Source organism: Blastococcus deserti (assembly GCF_042682525.1).
GTDB classification, from domain to species: Bacteria; Actinomycetota; Actinomycetes; order Mycobacteriales; family Geodermatophilaceae; genus Blastococcus_B; species Blastococcus_B deserti.
Window position 1 is genome coordinate 595,016 of record NZ_JBHUHP010000001.1, and the last position, 17,917, is coordinate 612,932.

Here is a 17,917-nt window from a genome sequence, read left to right on the forward strand (position 1 = left end):
GCATCATGACGTCCTCCCGCGTGGCATGAGCAGCCTGTCCGAGCGCCTGACCCGCGGGTCGGCGTCCAGCCCCTCCCAGGTCGACCACGCGCGGCGGCTGGTCGCCGACTGGCAGCTGCTGGCCGACCTCTCCTTCGCCGACCTGACGCTGTGGGTGCCGCTGCCCACCGGCGCCTGGTGGTGCGTGGCCCAGGTGCGACCGCTGACGGCGCCCACTTGCCGTCCGGAGGACCTCGTGGGAGCCGAGGTGAGCGGTCCGGTGGCCGAGCCGTTCGTGACCGCCCACCAGGAGGGCCGCCCGGTCACCGAGGGGGAGCCGGACTGGTCGGGGCCGGCGCCGCGGCGCCGGGAGGTCATCCCGGTCCGCCACGACGGCGTCACCGTCGCGGTGCTGGCGAAGGACACGAACCTCGCCGTGACGCGGTCGCCGTCGACCCTCGAGCTCACCTACCTCGACATCGCCGCGGACCTCTGCCTCATGGTGTCGGCCGGGACCTTTCCGCCGCAGAAGCTCCAGGACGCCGAGATGAGCCCCCGGGTCGGGGACGGCCTGGTCCGCCTGGACAGTGCCGGCCGGGCGACGTACGCCAGCCCCAACGCCCTGTCGGCCTACCGCCGCATCGGGGTGGCCGGCGACGTCGTGGGTGCCGACCTGGCCGAGCTGACCCGTCTGGCCTCGGCCGACCGCGTCGCCGGGGAGGCGGTGGCCGCGGGCATCGCCGCCGCCGTCGCCGGCCGCTTCCCCGATCCCATGGACGTCGAGGGCGTCAGCGCCACGATGCTGGTCCGTGCCCTGCCGCTGCAGGCACCGGGCGCCGAGGCGGGAGCGCTGGTGCTCGTGCGGGACGTCACCGACGTCCGGCGGCGCGACCGGGCGCTGCTCACCAAGGACGCCACGATCCGGGAGATCCACCACCGGGTGAAGAACAACCTGCAGACCGTCGCCGCGCTGCTGCGGCTGCAGGCCCGGCGCATGACCGAGCCGGCCGCGCGCGCGGCGCTGGAGGAGTCGGTGCGGCGGGTGGCCTCGATCGCCGTCGTCCACGACACCCTGGCGGGCAGCCGGGAGGACGTCGTGGACGTGGACGACGTCCTGGACCAGGTGCTGCCGATGCTCGGTGACCTGGCCTCCATCGGGCCGGCCGCCGGCACTCGTCGCACCGGCTCGTTCGGCGAGCTGCCCGCGGCGGCCGCCACACCGCTGGTCCTGGCGGTGACCGAGCTGCTGCACAACGCGGCCGAGCACGCGTTCCCCGACGGCGAGCCGGGCAGCATCGAGCTGGTCGCCGAGCGCGACGGCGACGACCTGGTGGTGCGCGTGCGGGACAACGGCCAGGGGCTCCCGGAGGGGTTCGATCCCGCGGACAGCGACGGGCTCGGTCTGCAGATCGTCCGGACGCTGGTCACCAGCGAGCTGGGCGGCACCCTCTCGATGGGCGCACCTGCCGGGCGGTCCGGCACCGAGGTCGTCCTCACCCTTCCCGGCGCCGGCCTCCCGCGAAGGTAGGCCCTCCGCGCGGCGGACGAGGACGCCCGCGTCGAAGCAGGCGCGACGGTGGTCAGCCGCGGAACGGGACGGGAGCCGCCCCGCCGAGTGGGATCGGAGGCTTCCCGGGAAGGGGCCGAGAAGGGTTCCGCGCCGGCCGGAACGGTCCGTGGGAGAGGTGTCGTCCGGTAGGACGACGGATCACACGACGAGGCCGGTTCGGGACATCCCGGACCGGCCTCGTCGTCGTGACCGTGCTGCGGTGGTGCGGGGCGCCGTGCGGCCCCGTGCCGGTGGTGCTCCGGCTCAGGCGGTGTGCACCCGGGTGCGAGCCTGACGGCGCTTCAGCGCCCGCCGCTCGTCCTCGGAGAGTCCACCCCAGACGCCGGAGTCCTGACCCGAGCGCAGGGCCCAGTCCAGGCACGACTGCGTCACGGGGCAGCGGCGGCACACGGCCTTGGCCTGCTCGATCTGCACGACAGCCGGGCCGGTCGTCCCGATGGGGAAGAACAGCTCCGGATCCTCGTCCCGGCAGAGCGCGCGGTGGCGCCAGTCCATGGCGGTGTACTCCTCGGTGTCGTCTACGGTTGATCAGTCGCCGGCCTCGGACCGCGGTTCAGGGCCGACACCGGTTGCCCAGCGCTTTGGCTCAGCGACTACCTGCTTTGTTACCGGCAAGTTGCGTTTCTTCTCGCGATGTTTTCACGAGAAAGGCGCCTGTCAAGCAGATCGAGGTCGTCGTGCGACCCCTCGTGAGCAAGCTCACCACGCGCGTGCTAGGCCCGCCACTCGACGGAACCACACGCCGGTGGCGACCGTTGACGACCCCCTCGCGACCTGCGTGAGTGCGCGTCGGCCGGGTGGGGTCAGGTGACGACCCGGAGAGCGGCGGGCACGTGCCGCACGCGCAGCCCCGTCGCCGTCCCCAGGTGGTCCCCGTCCACCTGCCACCCCTGCGGCCGGACGGCGGTCAGGGAGAACTCCGCCAGGTCGTGGCGGCGGTGCACGCCGCGGCCCCGCGCGTCCGGCTCGCGGGCGAGGGTCTGCCGCAGCGTGTGCAGCATGCGGACCGCGCCCATCCGCCCCAGCGCGAAGACGTCGAGACCGGTGTCGAACGACGCCTCGGGCGAGGGGTTGACCGGCCGGGCGCCCAGGTAGGTCCACGGGCTCACGTTGGAGACCAGGCAGAGGAAGAGCTCCTCCAGCGGCGGTTCCCCCGGGACGTGCAGCGTCATGGCCGGACGACGGCGCTCGCGGCCGAGGAGGAAGGCGCTGGTGGCCTCCTTGACGTACAGCGCGCCGGTCGACCGCCGCCCGGCCGCGCGCCGGGCCTCCACCCGGGCGATGACCTCCGCGTCGAAGCCGAGGCCGGCGGCGAACACGAACCAGCGCGGGTCGGTCCACTCGTCGTGGACCGCGGCGTCGACGGCGGCCGCGGCCTCGGCCGCCTCCGGCGCGGTGCCGCTCACCGGGGCGGTGCTGGTGCCCGTCGCGCTGGCCGTGCCCAGGGAGACCAGCCGGGTCCGACCGGCACGCAGGGAGGCCATGATCTCGGCCGTGGCCTCCACCGGGTCCCGCGAGCGGCCCAGTGCCCGGGAGAACACGTTGGTCGACCCGCCCGGGACGACGGCGAGCATGGGCAGGTGCGGGGCCGGGCCGTTCGCGAGGAGGCCGTTCACCACCTCGTTGACCGTGCCGTCGCCGCCCAGGGACACCACGAGGTCGATGCCCTCGGCGACGGCCTGCGCGCCGAGCTCGCGTCCGTGCCCGCGATGGGTCGTCTCGGCGACGTCCAGCTTGACCTCGCTGGCGAGGGCGCCGACCAGGACGTCGCGCATCTTGGCGCTCGTGGTGGTCGCCGCGGGGTTGACGACCAGGAGCGCGCGCATGGACGCCAGGCTAACCAGGCGGCGTGCCGATCCGCCGGAGGACGGGCTCCGGAGCAACCGCGGGGCAGGGCGCCGGTCCGCGTAATCTCGCCGTCGTGACCGAACGCGACGGTGGCCTGCCGCCCCGGCCGCCCCGGCGCGGACTGGACCGGCTGTTCGGCGCGGCGGCGGAGCCGTCGGCGCCGCGACCGCCCCGCCCGCGCACGGAGGCCCCGCGGGCGCTGCGATGGGCCGCGATCGTCGTCGGCATCGAGGCGGGGGCCATCGCGCTGGGGGCCGTCGTCCTGCTGTACCTGACGGTCACGAGCAGTGCCGCCAGCCTGTCACGTGCCGTGGCGGAGGTCGTGCTCGTCGCAGGGGGTGCCGCCGTGCTCGGTGCCGCGGCGGTGGGTCTCTGGCGGGTGGCCGCGTGGGCCCGGGGGCCGGTCGTCGTCCTCCAGCTCCTCCTGGCCGCACTGGCCTACACGACGGCCTTCGAGGCCGGACAGCCGGTGATCGGACTGCCGGTGCTGGGCCTGGTGGCCGCCGAGCTGTACCTCCTGGCCACGCCCGAGGCGCGACTGGCCTACCTGGAGAGCGACGGCCGGCGCTGACGGAGGACCCCCTTCCCCCCACCCCTCGCGGGCTCGGGGCGGGCCCCTGAAGGGGGCCGTTTCAGACCAGGTCGATGACGTCGGCGATGGAGTCGAGGATCCGGCTCGGGCGGAAGGGGAACCGGGCGACGTCGGCCGCCGCGGTGGAGCCCGACAGCACCAGGACCGTCTCCAGCCCCGCCTCGATACCCGCCACGACGTCGGTGTCCATGCGGTCGCCGACCATGATCGTCGACTCGGAGTGCGCCTCGATGCGGTTCATCGCGCTGCGGAACATCATCGGGTTCGGCTTGCCGACGAAGTACGGCTCGGCGCCCGTCGCGCGGGTAATCATCGCCGCGACCGAGCCGGTGGCCGGCAGCGGCCCCTCCGGTGAGGGGCCGGTGACGTCGGGGTTCGTGGCGATGAACCGGGCGCCGCGGCCGACCAGCCGGATGGCCCGCGTGATCGCCTCGAACGAGTAGGTGCGCGTCTCCCCGAGGACGACGTAGTCGGGGTCGGTGTCGGTGAGCGTGTAGCCAGCCTCGTACAGTGCGGTGGTCAGCCCGGCCTCGCCGATGACGTACGCCGATCCGCCGGGCAGCTGGGTGGTCAGGAAGTCCGCCGTGGCCAGCGCGGACGTCCAGATCGACTCCTCGGGCACGTGCAGGCCGGTGCGCGCCAGCCGCGCCGCCAGGTCGCGGGGCGTGAAGATCGAGTTGTTGGTGAGCACGAGGAAGCGGCGCTGCTTCTCGACCAGCCGTTCCAGGAACTCGGCGGCGCCCGGGAGGGCCTTCTCCTCGTGGACGAGCACGCCGTCCATGTCGGTCAGCCAGCACTCGGCCTGCGTCCGCTCGGTCGTCATGCCGCGAACGCTAGCGCGCGGCGCGACCGGGTCGCCCGGCACTCCCGGCGCGGCCCGGAGCCCTGCTCCGCCGGGACGGACCCCGCGCGGGGGCGCCGGTCAGCGCGACGCCGCGAAGCCGGTCAGCGCGTCGTCGGTGAGGCGGAAGACCGTCCACTCGTCCATGGGAACGGCGCCGGCGGCCTCGTAGAACTCGATCGACGGGGTGTTCCAGTCCAGCACCGACCACTCCAGCCGCGAGTAGCCGCGCTCGACGCAGACCGCGGCGAGGGTGCGCAGCAACTCCTTTCCCAGACCTCGGCCGCGGTGTCCGGGCCGGACGTAGAGATCTTCCAGGTAGATGCCGTGCGTCCCGCGCCAGGTGGAGAAGTTGAGGAACCACAGCGCGACCCCGACGACCTCGCCCTCGTCCTCGGCCACGTGACCGAAGAGGGCGGGGGAGTCGCCGAAGAGGCAGGCCGTGAGCTGCTCGTCGGTGAGGCGCACCTCGTGCAGCGCCTTCTCGTAGTCGGCGAGCTCGCGCACGAGCCCGACGACCGCGGGGACGTCGTCCGGACGGACGGGACGGACGCTCACGAGAGGGCCTCCTTCAGCCGGTCGGGCACGAGCCGGGCAAGCTGCGACGCGATGGGGACGAGAACCGGTGCGAGCAGGTAGCCGTAGGCCAGCACGCAACCGGTGACGACCGGGGCCACGGCGAAGCCGACGACCAGGAGCAGCACCGCGGCCACCAGACCGTAGGGACGGCCGCTCCTCGGGCTGACCAGGGAGCGGAACGATCGGAACCGGATGTTGGTCACCATCAGCACGGCCGGGACCAGCACGACGAGCAGGACCCACAGGCGGTCGCGGCCCTGCATGTGGTCGCCGAAGGCGAACACCGAGGCCAGCACCACGCCGGCCGCGCCGGGGCTCGGCATGCCGATGAAGTACCGCTTGTCCGCGGTCGGGTCGATCGTGGTGTTGAACCGTGCGAGCCGGATGGCCGCGCAGGCCACCCAGACGAAGCAGGCCACCCACCCCAGGGGATCCCACTCGTCCTGGCCCTGCGAGAAGAGGGTGAAGGCCAGCAGCGCCGGGGCCAGCCCGAACGACACCAGGTCGGCGAGCGAGTCGAACTGCAGGCCGAACGGCGTGACCGCGCCGACCAGCCGGGCCACGGCGCCGTCAATGATGTCGAAGAGCACCGACAGGCCGATCAGCACGGCGGCGAGCGTGTACTGCCCCCGGATCGAGACCAGGATCGCGAAGAAGCCGCAGAACATGTTCCCGAGCGTGAACAGGCTCGGGAGGGTCGCCAGGGCACGGCGGCGAGTGCCGCGGACGGAACCGCGGACGAACTCCACGGTCGCGGTGCGCCGTGTCGGTGGCATGGCGGTGCCCCCTCAGCCCGCGGCGGGCCAGCGCGCGATGACGGTCTCGCCGCCCCGCACCCGCTGACCCTTGGACACCGTGATGGTGCACTCCGGTGGCAGGAAGACGTCCATGCGGGAGCCGAACTTCATCAGGCCCATCCGCTCACCGGTGGCCAGTCGCTCGCCGGGCCGGGTACGGGTGACGATGCGCCGGGCGAGCACGCCGACGATCTGCCGGAAGACGACCGTGCGGTCCCCGTCGCGCAGCCAGATCTCGCAGCGTTCGTTCCGGTGCGCGGACTCCTTGCGGTAGGCGGCCAGGAAACTGCCCTTCCGGTAGGAGGTCTCGACGACCTCCCCGCAGTAGGGCGACCGGTTGACGTGCACGTCGACGACGGACAGGAACACGCTCACCTGCTGCCACTCGCCGTCGGGAGCGACCCCCTCCTGCGGTGCCCCGGCGACCATGACCACGCCGTCGGCGGGGGACAGCACCTCGTCCGGGTCCGGCGGAACGCTGTCGCAGCGGCGGTCGGGGTCGCGGAAGAAGAGGGCCATGTAGGCGGACAGGCCCAGGAACGGCCAGGCGGCGCGGCGCAGGCCGCGCCGGCCGGTGGTGCGGCCGGTGACCGCGACCAGGGCCGCGGGAACCAGGGGTCCGGTGATGAAAGGCCACCCGGCCCGGTCGATGCGCATCGTGGGAAGACGGTACCGGGCTGCCGCGGGGCGGGCCCGGACGTCGGGTTCAGGACGGTGCGGAAGCTCGGTCGCGGTCCGCGCCCCGTTCGGTGACCCGGCTCCGCGGTGGCCCGCCGTACCAGTCGAGGCAGACCATCGTCGCGTCGTCACGCAGGTCGCCGCCGGTGGCCCTCAGGACGGCGGCACCGAGTTCGTGGACCACTTCCCGGGGATGCAGGTCGGCGCTGCCGGCCAGGGCCGCGGCCACGTCGAGGGAGGCGGCGTTGCGCTCCAGCATGCCGTCGGTGAGGAAGACCAGCCGGTCGCCGGGCTCGAGCGGAAAGGGCTGCACACCGAAGGACTTGCCGGGCACGACGCCGAACGGTGCCTCGATCTCCAGCGACACCTCCTCCACCCGCCCGTCCCTCAGGCGCAGCGGGGGCGGGTGCCCGGCGTTGACGATCCACGCCTTCCCGGTGTCCAGAGCGACGCGGAGGAGCTGTCCGGTGACGAACTGACCCGGGTCGGCGTGCGCGGCCAGCGAGTCGTTGGCGTAGCGCGCCTGCTCGGCCAGACCCATGCCCCTCCGGCGGCCGTTGCGCAGGCTGCCCACGAGCAGCGTCGCGAGCAGGGCGGCCGGCACCTGGTGGCCGACGGCGTCGGTGATCGACACCTGCAGGCTGTGGCGGTCGAGGGTGTAGTCGAAGGTGTCCCCGCCCACCGAGGTGGCCGGCTCCAGCCAGCCGGCCAGGGTGAACTGGCCGGCTTCACACGTGTAGGACGCCGGCAGCAGGCGCCGCTGGATCTCCGCGGCCAGCGCGAACGGGGTGGATCGCTGGCCCCACTCGAAGAGATCGGTGTGCCGGCGGGCGGCGATGACGACGTAGGCGAGCGCGTGCGCGGCACTGCTGATGTCGGCGATCTCCTCCGGGGACGGGAGGTGCGGCATCTCCAGATCGAGGAGGCCGATCGCGTCACCGCGGTCGGTGACGGGAGCGATCACCCGGGCACCCTCGCCCACGGTCTCCACGTGCAGCCGCTGGGTCCGCAGCACCTCCTCGTACGCGGTGCCGGGCAGCGGCAGCGTCTCGGCCTGCTCGACCCCCTGCTCCCGGGCGCCCGCGATCGGGTCCGCGGAGGTGAGGCGGACCACCGCGCGGCCGCTGAAGTCGGCGACGAGCAGCGTGACGGTGCGGGCGTGGAGCATCTCGCCGAGGGTGGCGGCCACTGCCTCCACGGCCTCGATCGGGGCCGCGGCCTCCACCTTCTCCAGGAGCGCGCCGACGTCGATCACGGGTTCCTCCGAGCGGCGCGTGTGCGGGTCTCCACAGGACGGTGCTGCCGGGCCGCTCGCGACAGGCGGCCCGGCAGCACCGGCAGGACTCGCCGGCTCAGGCGGCGGCTTTCGTCTCCCAGAAGATCTTGTCGATCTCGGCGATGTAGTCGAGGAGCTTCTGGCCCTCGGCCGGGTCCATGCTGCCGCGGGCGCCGGACGCGCCGGCCTGCTTCGTGGCCTTGTTGAACAGCTCGTGCAGCTGCGGGTACTTCTCGAAGTGCGGAGCCTTGAAGTAGTCGGTCCACAGCACCCACAGGTGGTGCTTGACCAGCTCGGCCCGCTGCTCCTTGATGAAGATCGCACGGGTCCGGAAGACCGGGTCCTCGTTGGCCTGGTACTTCTCCTGGATCGCCTTGATCGACTCCGCCTCGATGCGGGCCTGCGCCGGGTCGTACACACCGCACGGGACGTCGCAGTGAGCGGTGGCCTCCACCGCGGAGAACATGCGGAAACGCATGGAGGGTGCCTTTCGATGGTCTCGAACAGGGTCGTCTGCGACCCTACTCGCGGTGATCGCAGGGGACAGGGCGGGAGACGGGACGGGCGCCGTCCCACCGCTGGCCAGCGGCTGGGCCATGGCCCGCGTGACGGGGCCGTCGATGTCCCCCACGGTGCGCCACGGTGACCGGCTGCTGGTCCGCCGGGTGCGCTCGCCCGCCGCGGTCCGGCCCGGGGACGTCGTCCTGGCCCGGTTCCCGTCCCGGCCGGACCTGCTGGTCGTCAAGCGCGTCCGGCGCGCTGTCCCCGGCGGCCACTGGGTCGAGGGCGACAACCCCCTCGTGACCGACGACAGCCGGGCGTTCGGGCCCGCCGTCGTGGTGGGCCGGGTCGTGGCACGGCTGCGGCCCCGTCCGGGCCGGTTGCCTGCAGAACCGTCGACCTGACCGGCGATTCCCGGGCCCGTGGCGATTACCCTCCGGTGTCCATGGGCGGCACTGACGTTTCCGGGCACGACCACACCGGCGACCGCTTCGCCGACGATCCCGCCTTCGGCGTCCACGAGGGCGGCAAGCTGTCGGTCACCCCCACACGGGCGATCGAGTCGATCGCCGACCTCGCGCTCACGTACACGCCCGGAGTGGCCCGGGTGTCCAGCGCGATCGCCGCCGAACCGGAGCTCGCCCGCCGCTTCACCTGGGCCCCTCGCGTGGTGGCCGTGGTGTCCGACGGCACGGCGGTGCTGGGCCTGGGCGACATCGGCCCGACCGCGTCGCTGCCGGTCATGGAGGGCAAGGCCTGCCTGTTCAGCGAGTTCGGCGGGCTGTCGGCGGTGCCGGTCGTGCTGTCCACCACCGACGTCGACACCATCGTCGAGACGGTGGCTGCGATCGCGCCGTCCTTCGGGGGCATCAACCTCGAGGACATCAGCGCTCCCCGTTGCTTCGAGATCGAGGAGCGGCTGCGCGAGCGCCTGGACATCCCGGTCATGCACGACGACCAGCACGGGACGGCGATCGTCGTGCTGGCGGCGCTGCGCAATGCGGCGAAGGTGGTGGGCCGCGACATCTCCGACCTGCGCGTGGTGGTGGCCGGGGCCGGCGCCGCGGGCGTGGCCTGCACCAAGATCCTGCTGGAGGCGGGAGTCGGCGACATCGCGGTGGCCGACTCGAAGGGCATCCTGCACGCCGGGCGCGAGGACCTGACCTCGGTGAAGCGGTGGCTGGTCGAGAACACCAACGAGACCCAGTTCGCCGGGACGATGGTCGGCGCGCTCGAGGGTGCCGACGTCTACCTGGGGCTCTCCGGCGGCTCGGTGCCGGAGGCCGCGATCGCGTCGATGGCGGAGAACTCCATCGTGTTCTCGCTGGCCAACCCGACGCCCGAGGTGGACCCCGAGATGGCCGCGCGGTACGCCGCCGTCGTCGCGACCGGCCGCAGCGACCTGCCGAACCAGATCAACAACGTGCTCGCCTTCCCCGGTGTGTTCCGGGGTGCCATCGACGCCGGGGCCACGAGCATCACCGAGGACATGAAGCTGGCCGCGGCCGCCGCGATCGCCGACGTCGTCGGGGACGAGGTGCGCGCCGACTACGTCGTTCCCAGCCCCCTCGACCGCCGGGTGGCGGAGGCCGTGGCTATCGCGGTGGCTGACTGCGCCCGCCGTGAGGGCGTCACCCGCTGAGGGCACCACCCGTCCAGGGTCCGCGCCGAGCGTGCGAGGTGCTGGAACGGCCACCCTCCAGGCGTCCGCGCCGAGCGTGCGGGACGTGGGGAGGAGGGTGGTCCTTCCTCAGTCGCCCTTCACGTTGACCAGCTGCCGGAGGGTGTGCCGCACCTCGACCAGGTCGGCCGCGTCGGCCATGACGACGTCGACGTCCTTGTAGGCGGCGGGGATCTCGTCGAGGAAGGCGTCGCTGTGCCGCCACTCGATGCCCCGCATGGACTCCTCGAGCTGCGCCCGGGTGAAGGTCTTCCGCGCCTTGCTCCGCGAGAACACCCGCCCGGCACCGTGCGGCGACGACTCGAGGGACTCGGGATTGCCCAGGCCACGGACCACGTAGCTGGCCGTGCCCATGGAGCCCGGGATCAGGCCGTGCTGCCCCTTCCTCGCCTGGATGGCGCCCTTGCGGGACACCCAGAGGTCCTCGCCGAAGTGCCGCTCCCGCTGGGTGAAGTTGTGGTGGCAGTTGATCCGCTCGAGCTCCGGCGTCGCGTCGGCCCGCATGTGCGCGGCCAGGCAGCCGGCGACCCGATCCATCATCTCCTCGCGGTTGAGCAGGGCGAAGTGCTGCGCCCACCGCAGCTCGGCGATGTACCGGTCGAACTCCGGCGTGCCCTCCTCCAGCCAGGCCAGGTCGCGGTCGGGCAGGTCGAGGTCCTCGTCCCGCGCGCGCTGCTGGGCGATCGCGATGTGCTTCGAGGCGATCTTGTTGCCGACGCCGCGGCTACCGGAGTGCAGGAACAGCCAGACCCGCTGCCGCTCGTCGGCGGTCACCTCGATGAAGTGGTTGCCCGAACCGAGGGTGCCCAGCTGCAGCGGCCAGTTCGGCGCCGCCGACGTGACCGACCGCAGCACCCGGTCGCCGAGCTCGTCGGCCCTGCGTTCCAGCTCCTCCACGCGGCGCCGGGCCGACTCGGTGAGCTTCCTGTTGTACTTGCCGGCCGAGAGCGGAACCGCCCGCTCGATGTCCCCGCGCAGCGGTGCCAGCGACCCTCGGCTGCGCACCTCGTCCACCGTCCAGGGCGTGCGGACGGCGATCATCCCGCAGCCGATGTCGACGCCGACCGCCGCCGGGATGATCGCGCCCTTCGTCGGCAGCACCGATCCGACCGTCGCGCCCTTGCCCAGGTGGGCGTCGGGCATCAGGGCCACGTGCGGGTGGATGAACGGCAACGTCGCGGTCCGCTCGGCCTGCCGTCGGGTCTCGTCGTCGAGGATGCTGGCCCAGTTCACCAGCCGCTCGGAGAGTCGTTCCACATCCGCGAGTCTGCGGGCGGCAGTCCGACCCCGCCGATCGGATGCCGGGTTCCGCCGCCTCCGAGCGAGGTCAGCCGGTCGGCACCGGGGTCCGCTTTGCGGTCAGCCCAGGCTGAGCAGCCGCGTGACGAGCGGGTCGAGTGCGCCGCCGGCCGCGGTGTTGAGGTAGACGAACGCGACGATCGCGACCAGGAAGGCGGGCACGAGGACGAGCTTCTCGACCGTCGCGCCCGTGCGGAGGTGGATCGGCGCCAGCCGGCTCCGGCGGATCAGCCAGAACAGCGGCACGGGGATGCCCTCCTTGGTCAGGAAGTCCCCGGCGATGTGCGTCAGGACACCGACGCCGAGAGCCCACGGCAGCCAGGCCGGGCTCGGGGTGTGCTCGAGGAGGAACCACGCCCCGCCCCAGGAGAGCAGGAGGTTGCCCATGACGGTGTTCTCGGCGCGGCCCGGGATGACGAAGTGCAGCGCCCGCAGCGCCAGCCCGATGGCCAGCGCGAGCAGCAGCAGGCTCGACCAGTACGCACCCGCCGCGACGTGGGCGAGCAGGCCGAGGACGACGGGACCGAGGACGGCGTCGTGGGTGCCCCAGCGATGTCCCCGGGCCACGGTCCCCACCAGGCCGGACGGGACGTCGGTCACCGGTCCCCACATGCGCGAGATCGTCGACCCCTGCTGGTCGAGGTCGGGCAGCATCGCGAAGCCGCCGGCCGCGGAGATCCAGGCGACCTGGGCGACGGTGCCCTGCACCGGCGCCCAGGGGAGCGTGGCCGCGCCCGCGGCGAGACCCGACAGGGCGTGCGTGTGACCGAGCACCCGCTCAGGGTGACGCCGGCGAGGCGCCCGCCGAGGGAGGCGCGCGGGGCCCCGTCCGAGCCCGCGAAGGGTGGGGAGGGCGGGGTCCCTGCTTCAGTCGTCGAGCAGGTGGTGGAGCAGCCGCGCCGGGTCGTCGAAGAAGGCCTGCCAGTCCTGCACGAGATCGAGGTCGGCCCATTCCCGCTCGGTGAACTCGACGAGCGTCGACTTGCCGCTGCCGTTCTCACCGACGAGGACGGTCACCGGCGCCAGGTCCACGCCCTCGGCGCGCAACTGCGCGACGACGGGCAGCTCCCAGCACCAGGCGACGGGATGCCGCACCCCCGGCCGGACGGCGACCCGCGCCAGCGGCAGGTCAGCGCGCACCGCCCGGCCCCCCTACCGGGTCCCGCCACGAGCGTGCGAGTGGTGGGGGGGTGGGGCCGCACAGTCCTCTTTCAGTCGTCGAGTCTCTTTCAGTCGTCGAGCTCGGCGTCGTCGTCCGTGCCGCCGCGCGCCAGCCAGGTGGCCAGCCGCTCGACCGGCACCTCGAAGTCGGGGAACTGGTCGACGAACGCCTGCATCTGGTCGGCCAGCCAGGCGAGGGTGACCTGCTCCTCGCCCCGCCGGTCGGCCAGCTCCTCGAGTCCGCGGTCGGTGAAGTACATCCCCGACTAGTCCGCGAACGCCTCGGCGATCAGCTGACGCTGCTCGACGTCGTGCACCTTGGCCGAGCCCACGGCGGGGCTGGCCGATGCCCGGCGGCTGACCCGGCGGAACGTCCGCCCCTGCGGCAGGTGCTCGGGCAGGTTGACCGCCATGAACTGCCAGGCGCCCATGTTGGCCGGCTCCTCCTGCACCCACACCACGTCGGAGGCGTTCGGGTACTTCTCGAGCTCGGCCCGGATCTGCTCGGCCGGCAGCGGGTAGAGCTGCTCGACGCGCAGCACCGCGGTGTCGGCGGTCCCGTCGGACTCCCGCTGCGCCATGAGGTCGTAGGCGACCTTGCCGCTGCACAGCAGCACCCGGCGGACCGAGCCCGCGTGCAGCGGCTCGCCGCCGACCCCGGTGTCGGGCAGCACCGGGCGGAAGCCCTGCTCGGTGAAGTCCTCGACCGCACTGACCGCCGCCTTGGCCCGCAGCAGCGACTTCGGCGTGAACACGATCAGGGGCCGGTGCACCTCGGAGAGCGCCTGCCGGCGGAGCAGGTGGAAGTAGTTGCCGGGGGTCGAGCAGTTGGCGACGGTCATGTTGTTCTCCGCCGACAGCTGCAGGAACCGCTCGATGCGGCCGCTGGAGTGGTCGGGACCCTGGCCCTCCAGGCCGTGCGGCAGCAGCATCACCACGCCGGAGCGCTGGCCCCACTTGGCCTCGCCGGAGCTGATGAACTCGTCGATGACCATCTGCGCGCCGTTGACGAAGTCGCCGAACTGCGCCTCCCACAGCACCAGGGCCTTCGGGTTGGCCACCGAGTAGCCGTACTCGAAGCCGACGGCTGCGTACTCGGACAGCAGCGAGTCGTAGACGAAGAACTTCGCCTGGTCCTCGGAGAGGTGGGCCAGCGGGGTGTACTCGCTGCCGTTCTCGCGGTCGATGAGCACCGAGTGGCGCTGCACGAACGTGCCCCGGCGGGAGTCCTGACCCGCCAGCCGGACCGGGATGCCGTCCATGAGCAGCGACCCGAAGGCCAGCAGCTCGCCCATCGCCCAGTCGATGCCGCCCTCGCTGGCCATGGCCGCGCGCCGCTCGAGCATCTTCTGCAGCTTGGGGTGCGGGGTGAAGTCCGGCGGGAACGACACGTGCGCGTCGCCGATGGTCTTGAGGACCTCGCGCGAGATCGCCGTCTCGACCTGGGACTCCTGCGGGGTGCGGGGGTCCATGACCGGCTCGGGCTTGGAGGAGTCCTGCGCGTCGTGGGTCTCGGCGAAGGCGCGCTCCAGCTGACCGCGGTAGTCCTTCAGCGCCTCCTCGGCCTCCTCGAGCGTGATGTCGCCCCGGCCGACCAGCGCCTCGGTGTACAGCTTCCGGACCGAGCGCTTGCGGTCGATGATGTCGTACATCAGCGGCTGGGTCATCGACGGGTCGTCGCCCTCGTTGTGCCCGCGCCGGCGGTAGCAGACGAGGTCGATGACGACGTCCTTCTTGAAGGCCTGCCGGTAGTCGACCGCCAGGCGCGCCACCCGCACGCAGGCCTCGGGGTCGTCGCCGTTCACGTGGAAGACCGGCGCGTTGACCATCCGCGCCACGTCGGTCGAGTAGAGGGTCGACCGCGCCGACGCCGGGCTGGTGGTGAAGCCCACCTGGTTGTTGACGACGACGTGCACCGTGCCGCCGGTGCGGTAGCCGCGCAGCTGCGAGAGGTTCAGCGTCTCCTGGACCACGCCCTGCCCGGCGAAGGCGGAGTCGCCGTGCAGCAGGACGGGGAGCACGGTGAAGCCCTGCTCGCCCTTGTCGATCATGTCCTGCTTCGCCCGCACGATGCCCTCGAGGACGGGGTTGACCGTCTCCAGGTGCGAGGGGTTGCTGGCCAGCGAGACGGCGATTTCGGCCTCGGGACGGAAGGGGTTCTTGAAGGTTCCCGTCGCGCCCAGGTGGTACTTCACGTCCCCGGAGCCCTGGACCGTGCCCGGGTCGATGTTGCCTTCGAACTCGCCGAAGATCTTTGCGTAGCTCTTGCCCAGCACGTTGGCGAGGACGTTCAGCCGGCCGCGGTGCGGCATGCCGATCGCGACCTCGTCGAGACCGTGGTCGGTGCCGGCGAGGAGCACCTCGTCCAGCACCGGGATCAGCGACTCGCCGCCCTCGAGGCTGAACCGCTTCTGCCCCACGTACTTGGTCTGCAGGAACGTCTCGAACGCCTCCGCGGCGTTGAGCCGGCCGAGCACGTGCTTCTGCTTCTCGCGGTCGGGCTGCTCGTGCTTGAGCTCGACCCGCTTCTGGAGCCACTCGCGCTCCTCCGGGTCGGTGATGTGCATGTACTCCACGCCGACCGTGCGGCAGTAGGAGTTGCGCAGCACGCCGAGGATGTCCCGCAGCGCCATGAGCCGCTCACCGGCGAACCCGCCGACCGGGAACTTGCGGTCGAGGTCCCACAGCGTGAGGCCGTGCTCGAGGATGTCCAGGTCGGGGTGGGTGCGGACCTTGAACTCGAGCGGGTCGGTGTCGGCCATGAGGTGGCCGTTGCGCCGGTAGGACTCGATGACCTCGATGACCCGGGCTTCCTTGTCGATCTGCCCCTCGCGCGTGATCCGCACGTCCGGCATCCAGCGCACCGGCTCGTAGGGGATCCGCAGCGAGTGGAAGACGTCGTCGTAGAAGCCGTCCTCGCCCAGCAGGAGGCCGTGCAGGCGGCGCAGGAAGTCGCCGGACTCGGCACCCTGGATGATCCGGTGGTCGTAGGTCGAGGTCAGCGTGATGATCTTCGACACCGCGAGCTCGGTCAGCGCGTCCGGGTTCATCCCCTGGAACTCGGCCGGGTACTCCATCGCCCCGACGCCGATGATCGCGCCCTGGCCGGCGGTGAGCCGCGGCACGGAGTGGTTGGTGCCGATCGTGCCCGGGTTGGTCAGGCTGATCGTGGTCCCCGAGAAGTCCTCGAGCGTAAGCTTGTTCTGGCGCGCGCGACGGATGACGTCCTCGTAGGCGGCCCAGAACTGGGCGAAGTCCATCTGCTCGGCGGCCTTGATCGACGCCACCACCAGCGACCGCGACCCGTCGGGCTTGGGCAGGTCGATGGCCAGGCCGAAGTTCACGTGCTCGGGCTGGATCAGCGTCGGCTTGCCGTCGACCTCGGCGAAGGCGCTGTTCATGTTGGGGAAGTCGTCGAGCGCCCGGACCAGCGCGTAGCCGATCAGGTGGGTGAAGGAGACCTTCCCGCCCCGGCCGCGGGCCAGGTGGTTGTTGATCACGATGCGGTTGTCGGCCAGCAGCTTGGCCGGCACGGCTCGCACGCTCGTCGCCGTGGGGACGGTCAGCGAGGCGTTCATGTTCTTGACGACGCTGGCGGCCGCGCCACGCAGCGGTGACTGCTTGGCGCCGGCGGCGGGGGCGGCGGCCTTGGCGGCCGGCTTCTCCGCGGGCTTGGCGGCCGGGGCCTTGTCCGCCGGGGCCTTGTCCGCCGGGGCCTTGTCCGCAGGTGCCGTCTCCGCGGAGGCCCTGGCCGCGGGGGCCTTCGGTGCCGCCGCCTGGGCGGGCGCCTGTGCCGCGGACGCGCTCGCGGGCTGCTGCGCCGCCTCGGGGGACGGGGCGGGGGTGGCGGCCGGCCGGGCGGGCGCGGCGGCGCCGTTGCCCGACGAGGCCGGCTGGTCACGGTCGGCGCCGGCGACCGGGCTGCCCGGCCGGTAGTCGGCGAAGAACTCGTGCCAGGCCTGGTCCACGCTGGACGGGTCGGCGAGGTACTGCTGGTACATCTCCTCGACCAGCCACTCGTTGGTGCCGAAACCGGCCACCGGGGAGGAGGACGCGGGGGAGGGCCGGGATGAGCTCACGCTTGACACGGGGTCGAGTGCCTTCTTCGTCGGTTGGCTGCGTCGTCAGTGCGGTCGTCAGTGCGGTCGTCAGTGCGGTCGTCGGGCACGTGGTCCGGGGCTGCGTCGTGGCCGCGGGCCGAGGTGCGCAGCCGCGGACATGGCGTGGACCGGGTGTCGAGTCTACGCCCGGTCGTCCGCACCGACCGGCTGCGACGGTGCCCTAGTCCGTGGCGCCGTGCGCGACGAGCAGATCGGCCAGGGCGTCGTTGCCGGTCGCGCGGCCGGCGTCGTCCCTCCGGTGCCGGGCGGCGGCCACGCGGCTGATGTCCAGCGCGCTCGCACCGTCGGTGGTGGTCGCGTTGACGTCCGCCCCGGCGGCGAGGAGCACCCGCACCACCTCGGCGGAGTTTCCGCCCGGCCCGGCGGCCACGGCGGCGTGCAGGGGCGCGCGCCCGGTGTCGGGATCGCGCCGGTCGACGTCGGCTCCCGCGTCGAGGAGCAGCTGCACCAGTTCCAGCCGCGCGCTGCCCGCGGCCGCGTGCAGCGCACCCCCGTCGGCGTCCGCCCCCCGCTCGAGGAGCAGCCGCGCCGTGGCCGGGGCGCCACCGAGGGCCGCCCAGGACAGCAGGTCCACCCCGGAGGCCCCGTCGCTCAGCGGCGCTCCGCCGTCGAGGTGCGCGGCGAGCGCGTCGGTCTCGTCCAGGAACGCCGCGCTCGGGGCGTCGAGGACCGCGCCGAGCTCGAGGAGGACGGGCACCAGGTCGGGGGAGAGCTCGAGGGCCACGTGCAACGGTGTCCGGTGGTGCTCGGTGCGGGCGTCCAGGTCGGCGCCGGCACCGACCAGCACACGGGCGATGTCGGCCCGCCCTTCCGCGACGGCGACGTGCAGCGGTGTCCAGCCACCGTGGCCGGCACGCTCGACGGTGCCGGTGAGCAGCCGTGGCGCCGTCTCCACCACCGTCCGGACCTCGTCGACGTCACCGGCGGCGATCAGCCGGGTCAGCCGCTGGGCGGTCATGCGAGTGGTCACTGGTCGTCCTTCGCTCCGGAGTGG

General features: G+C 72.8%; 18 protein-coding genes. 4 read left to right on the forward strand and 14 right to left on the reverse strand.

All coding sequences use genetic code 11. The features are described 5' to 3' along the window. The first annotated feature begins 25 nt into the window (after positions 1 to 25). Entirely contained in the window at positions 26 to 1,507 is a 1,482-nt protein-coding gene (locus ACFSHS_RS02875; protein WP_376871468.1) for a sensor histidine kinase, read from the forward strand. Between the two features lie 285 nt (positions 1,508 to 1,792). On the opposite strand, the gene ACFSHS_RS02880 is transcribed toward ACFSHS_RS02875, so the two are convergent. Both ACFSHS_RS02880 and ACFSHS_RS02885 read right to left on the reverse strand, forming a co-directional pair. Further along, on the reverse strand, positions 1,793 to 2,044 hold the full coding sequence (locus ACFSHS_RS02880) for a WhiB family transcriptional regulator (protein ID WP_092196253.1): 252 nt from the start codon (positions 2,042 to 2,044) through the stop codon (positions 1,793 to 1,795). Positions 2,045 to 2,352: 308 nt separating this feature from the next. Further along, positions 2,353 to 3,375 (reverse strand): diacylglycerol/lipid kinase family protein, encoded by a 1,023-nt coding sequence (locus tag ACFSHS_RS02885; protein WP_376871472.1) that lies wholly within the window; start codon positions 3,373 to 3,375, stop codon positions 2,353 to 2,355. 95 nt (positions 3,376 to 3,470) lie between these two features. Here ACFSHS_RS02885 and ACFSHS_RS02890 point away from each other — a divergent pair, with 95 nt between their 5' ends. Continuing rightward, positions 3,471 to 3,968 carry a hypothetical protein gene (locus ACFSHS_RS02890; protein WP_376871474.1) on the forward strand — a complete coding sequence of 166 codons (498 nt, stop codon included), beginning with the start codon at positions 3,471 to 3,473 and terminating at the stop codon, positions 3,966 to 3,968. Between the two features lie 61 nt (positions 3,969 to 4,029). Here the strand turns inward: ACFSHS_RS02890 and ACFSHS_RS02895 are convergent, their stop codons facing one another. From ACFSHS_RS02895 to sodN, 6 genes are all read right to left on the reverse strand, one after another. After that, entirely contained in the window at positions 4,030 to 4,812 is a 783-nt protein-coding gene (locus ACFSHS_RS02895; RefSeq protein ID WP_376871476.1) for an HAD-IIA family hydrolase, read from the reverse strand. A 99-nt stretch (positions 4,813 to 4,911) separates the two neighbouring features. Next, positions 4,912 to 5,388 carry a GNAT family N-acetyltransferase gene (locus tag ACFSHS_RS02900; protein WP_376871478.1) on the reverse strand — a complete coding sequence of 159 codons (477 nt, stop codon included), beginning with the start codon at positions 5,386 to 5,388 and terminating at the stop codon, positions 4,912 to 4,914. After that, on the reverse strand, positions 5,385 to 6,185 hold the full coding sequence (pssA, locus tag ACFSHS_RS02905) for a CDP-diacylglycerol--serine O-phosphatidyltransferase (RefSeq protein ID WP_376871480.1): 801 nt from the start codon (positions 6,183 to 6,185) through the stop codon (positions 5,385 to 5,387). Before pssA ends, ACFSHS_RS02900 begins: the two co-directional genes overlap by 4 nt. A gap of 12 nt (positions 6,186 to 6,197) precedes the next feature. Then, positions 6,198 to 6,863 (reverse strand): phosphatidylserine decarboxylase, encoded by a 666-nt coding sequence (locus ACFSHS_RS02910; RefSeq protein WP_376871483.1) that lies wholly within the window; start codon positions 6,861 to 6,863, stop codon positions 6,198 to 6,200. A 49-nt stretch (positions 6,864 to 6,912) separates the two neighbouring features. Continuing rightward, positions 6,913 to 8,139, reverse strand: a complete 1,227-nt coding sequence (locus tag ACFSHS_RS02915) for a PP2C family protein-serine/threonine phosphatase (protein ID WP_376871485.1) — start codon at positions 8,137 to 8,139, stop codon at positions 6,913 to 6,915. A gap of 97 nt (positions 8,140 to 8,236) precedes the next feature. Next, on the reverse strand, positions 8,237 to 8,638 hold the full coding sequence (gene sodN, locus ACFSHS_RS02920) for a superoxide dismutase, Ni (RefSeq protein ID WP_376871487.1): 402 nt from the start codon (positions 8,636 to 8,638) through the stop codon (positions 8,237 to 8,239). 52 nt (positions 8,639 to 8,690) lie between these two features. On the opposite strand from sodN, the gene ACFSHS_RS02925 reads away from it, so the two are divergent. Both ACFSHS_RS02925 and ACFSHS_RS02930 read left to right on the forward strand, forming a co-directional pair. Then, positions 8,691 to 9,065 carry a S26 family signal peptidase gene (locus ACFSHS_RS02925; protein ID WP_376871489.1) on the forward strand — a complete coding sequence of 125 codons (375 nt, stop codon included), beginning with the start codon at positions 8,691 to 8,693 and terminating at the stop codon, positions 9,063 to 9,065. 41 nt (positions 9,066 to 9,106) lie between these two features. Further along, positions 9,107 to 10,303, forward strand: coding sequence for an NAD(P)-dependent malic enzyme (locus tag ACFSHS_RS02930; RefSeq protein WP_376871492.1), 1,197 nt, complete (start codon positions 9,107 to 9,109; stop codon positions 10,301 to 10,303). A 108-nt stretch (positions 10,304 to 10,411) separates the two neighbouring features. Here ACFSHS_RS02930 and ACFSHS_RS02935 read toward each other — a convergent pair whose 3' ends face one another. The 6 genes from ACFSHS_RS02935 to ACFSHS_RS02960 all read right to left on the reverse strand — a co-directional run bounded on the left by ACFSHS_RS02935 (position 10,412) and on the right by ACFSHS_RS02960 (position 17,893). Beyond that, positions 10,412 to 11,599, reverse strand: coding sequence for an RtcB family protein (locus ACFSHS_RS02935; RefSeq protein ID WP_376871495.1), 1,188 nt, complete (start codon positions 11,597 to 11,599; stop codon positions 10,412 to 10,414). Positions 11,600 to 11,701: 102 nt separating this feature from the next. Continuing rightward, entirely contained in the window at positions 11,702 to 12,415 is a 714-nt protein-coding gene (locus ACFSHS_RS02940; protein ID WP_376871498.1) for a metal-dependent hydrolase, read from the reverse strand. Positions 12,416 to 12,508: 93 nt separating this feature from the next. Then, positions 12,509 to 12,781 (reverse strand): hypothetical protein, encoded by a 273-nt coding sequence (locus ACFSHS_RS02945; RefSeq protein WP_376871501.1) that lies wholly within the window; start codon positions 12,779 to 12,781, stop codon positions 12,509 to 12,511. Positions 12,782 to 12,870: 89 nt separating this feature from the next. Beyond that, the gene (locus ACFSHS_RS02950; RefSeq protein WP_376871504.1) at positions 12,871 to 13,062 is read right to left on the reverse strand and encodes a DUF6104 family protein; all 192 of its coding nucleotides are present in this window, start codon (positions 13,060 to 13,062) and stop codon (positions 12,871 to 12,873) included. Between the two features lie 6 nt (positions 13,063 to 13,068). Further along, positions 13,069 to 16,890 carry a multifunctional oxoglutarate decarboxylase/oxoglutarate dehydrogenase thiamine pyrophosphate-binding subunit/dihydrolipoyllysine-residue succinyltransferase subunit gene (locus ACFSHS_RS02955; protein WP_376871507.1) on the reverse strand — a complete coding sequence of 1,274 codons (3,822 nt, stop codon included), beginning with the start codon at positions 16,888 to 16,890 and terminating at the stop codon, positions 13,069 to 13,071. 193 nt (positions 16,891 to 17,083) lie between these two features. Then, positions 17,084 to 17,893, reverse strand: a complete 810-nt coding sequence (locus ACFSHS_RS02960) for an ankyrin repeat domain-containing protein (protein ID WP_376871509.1) — start codon at positions 17,891 to 17,893, stop codon at positions 17,084 to 17,086. Positions 17,894 to 17,917: the final 24 nt, after the last annotated feature.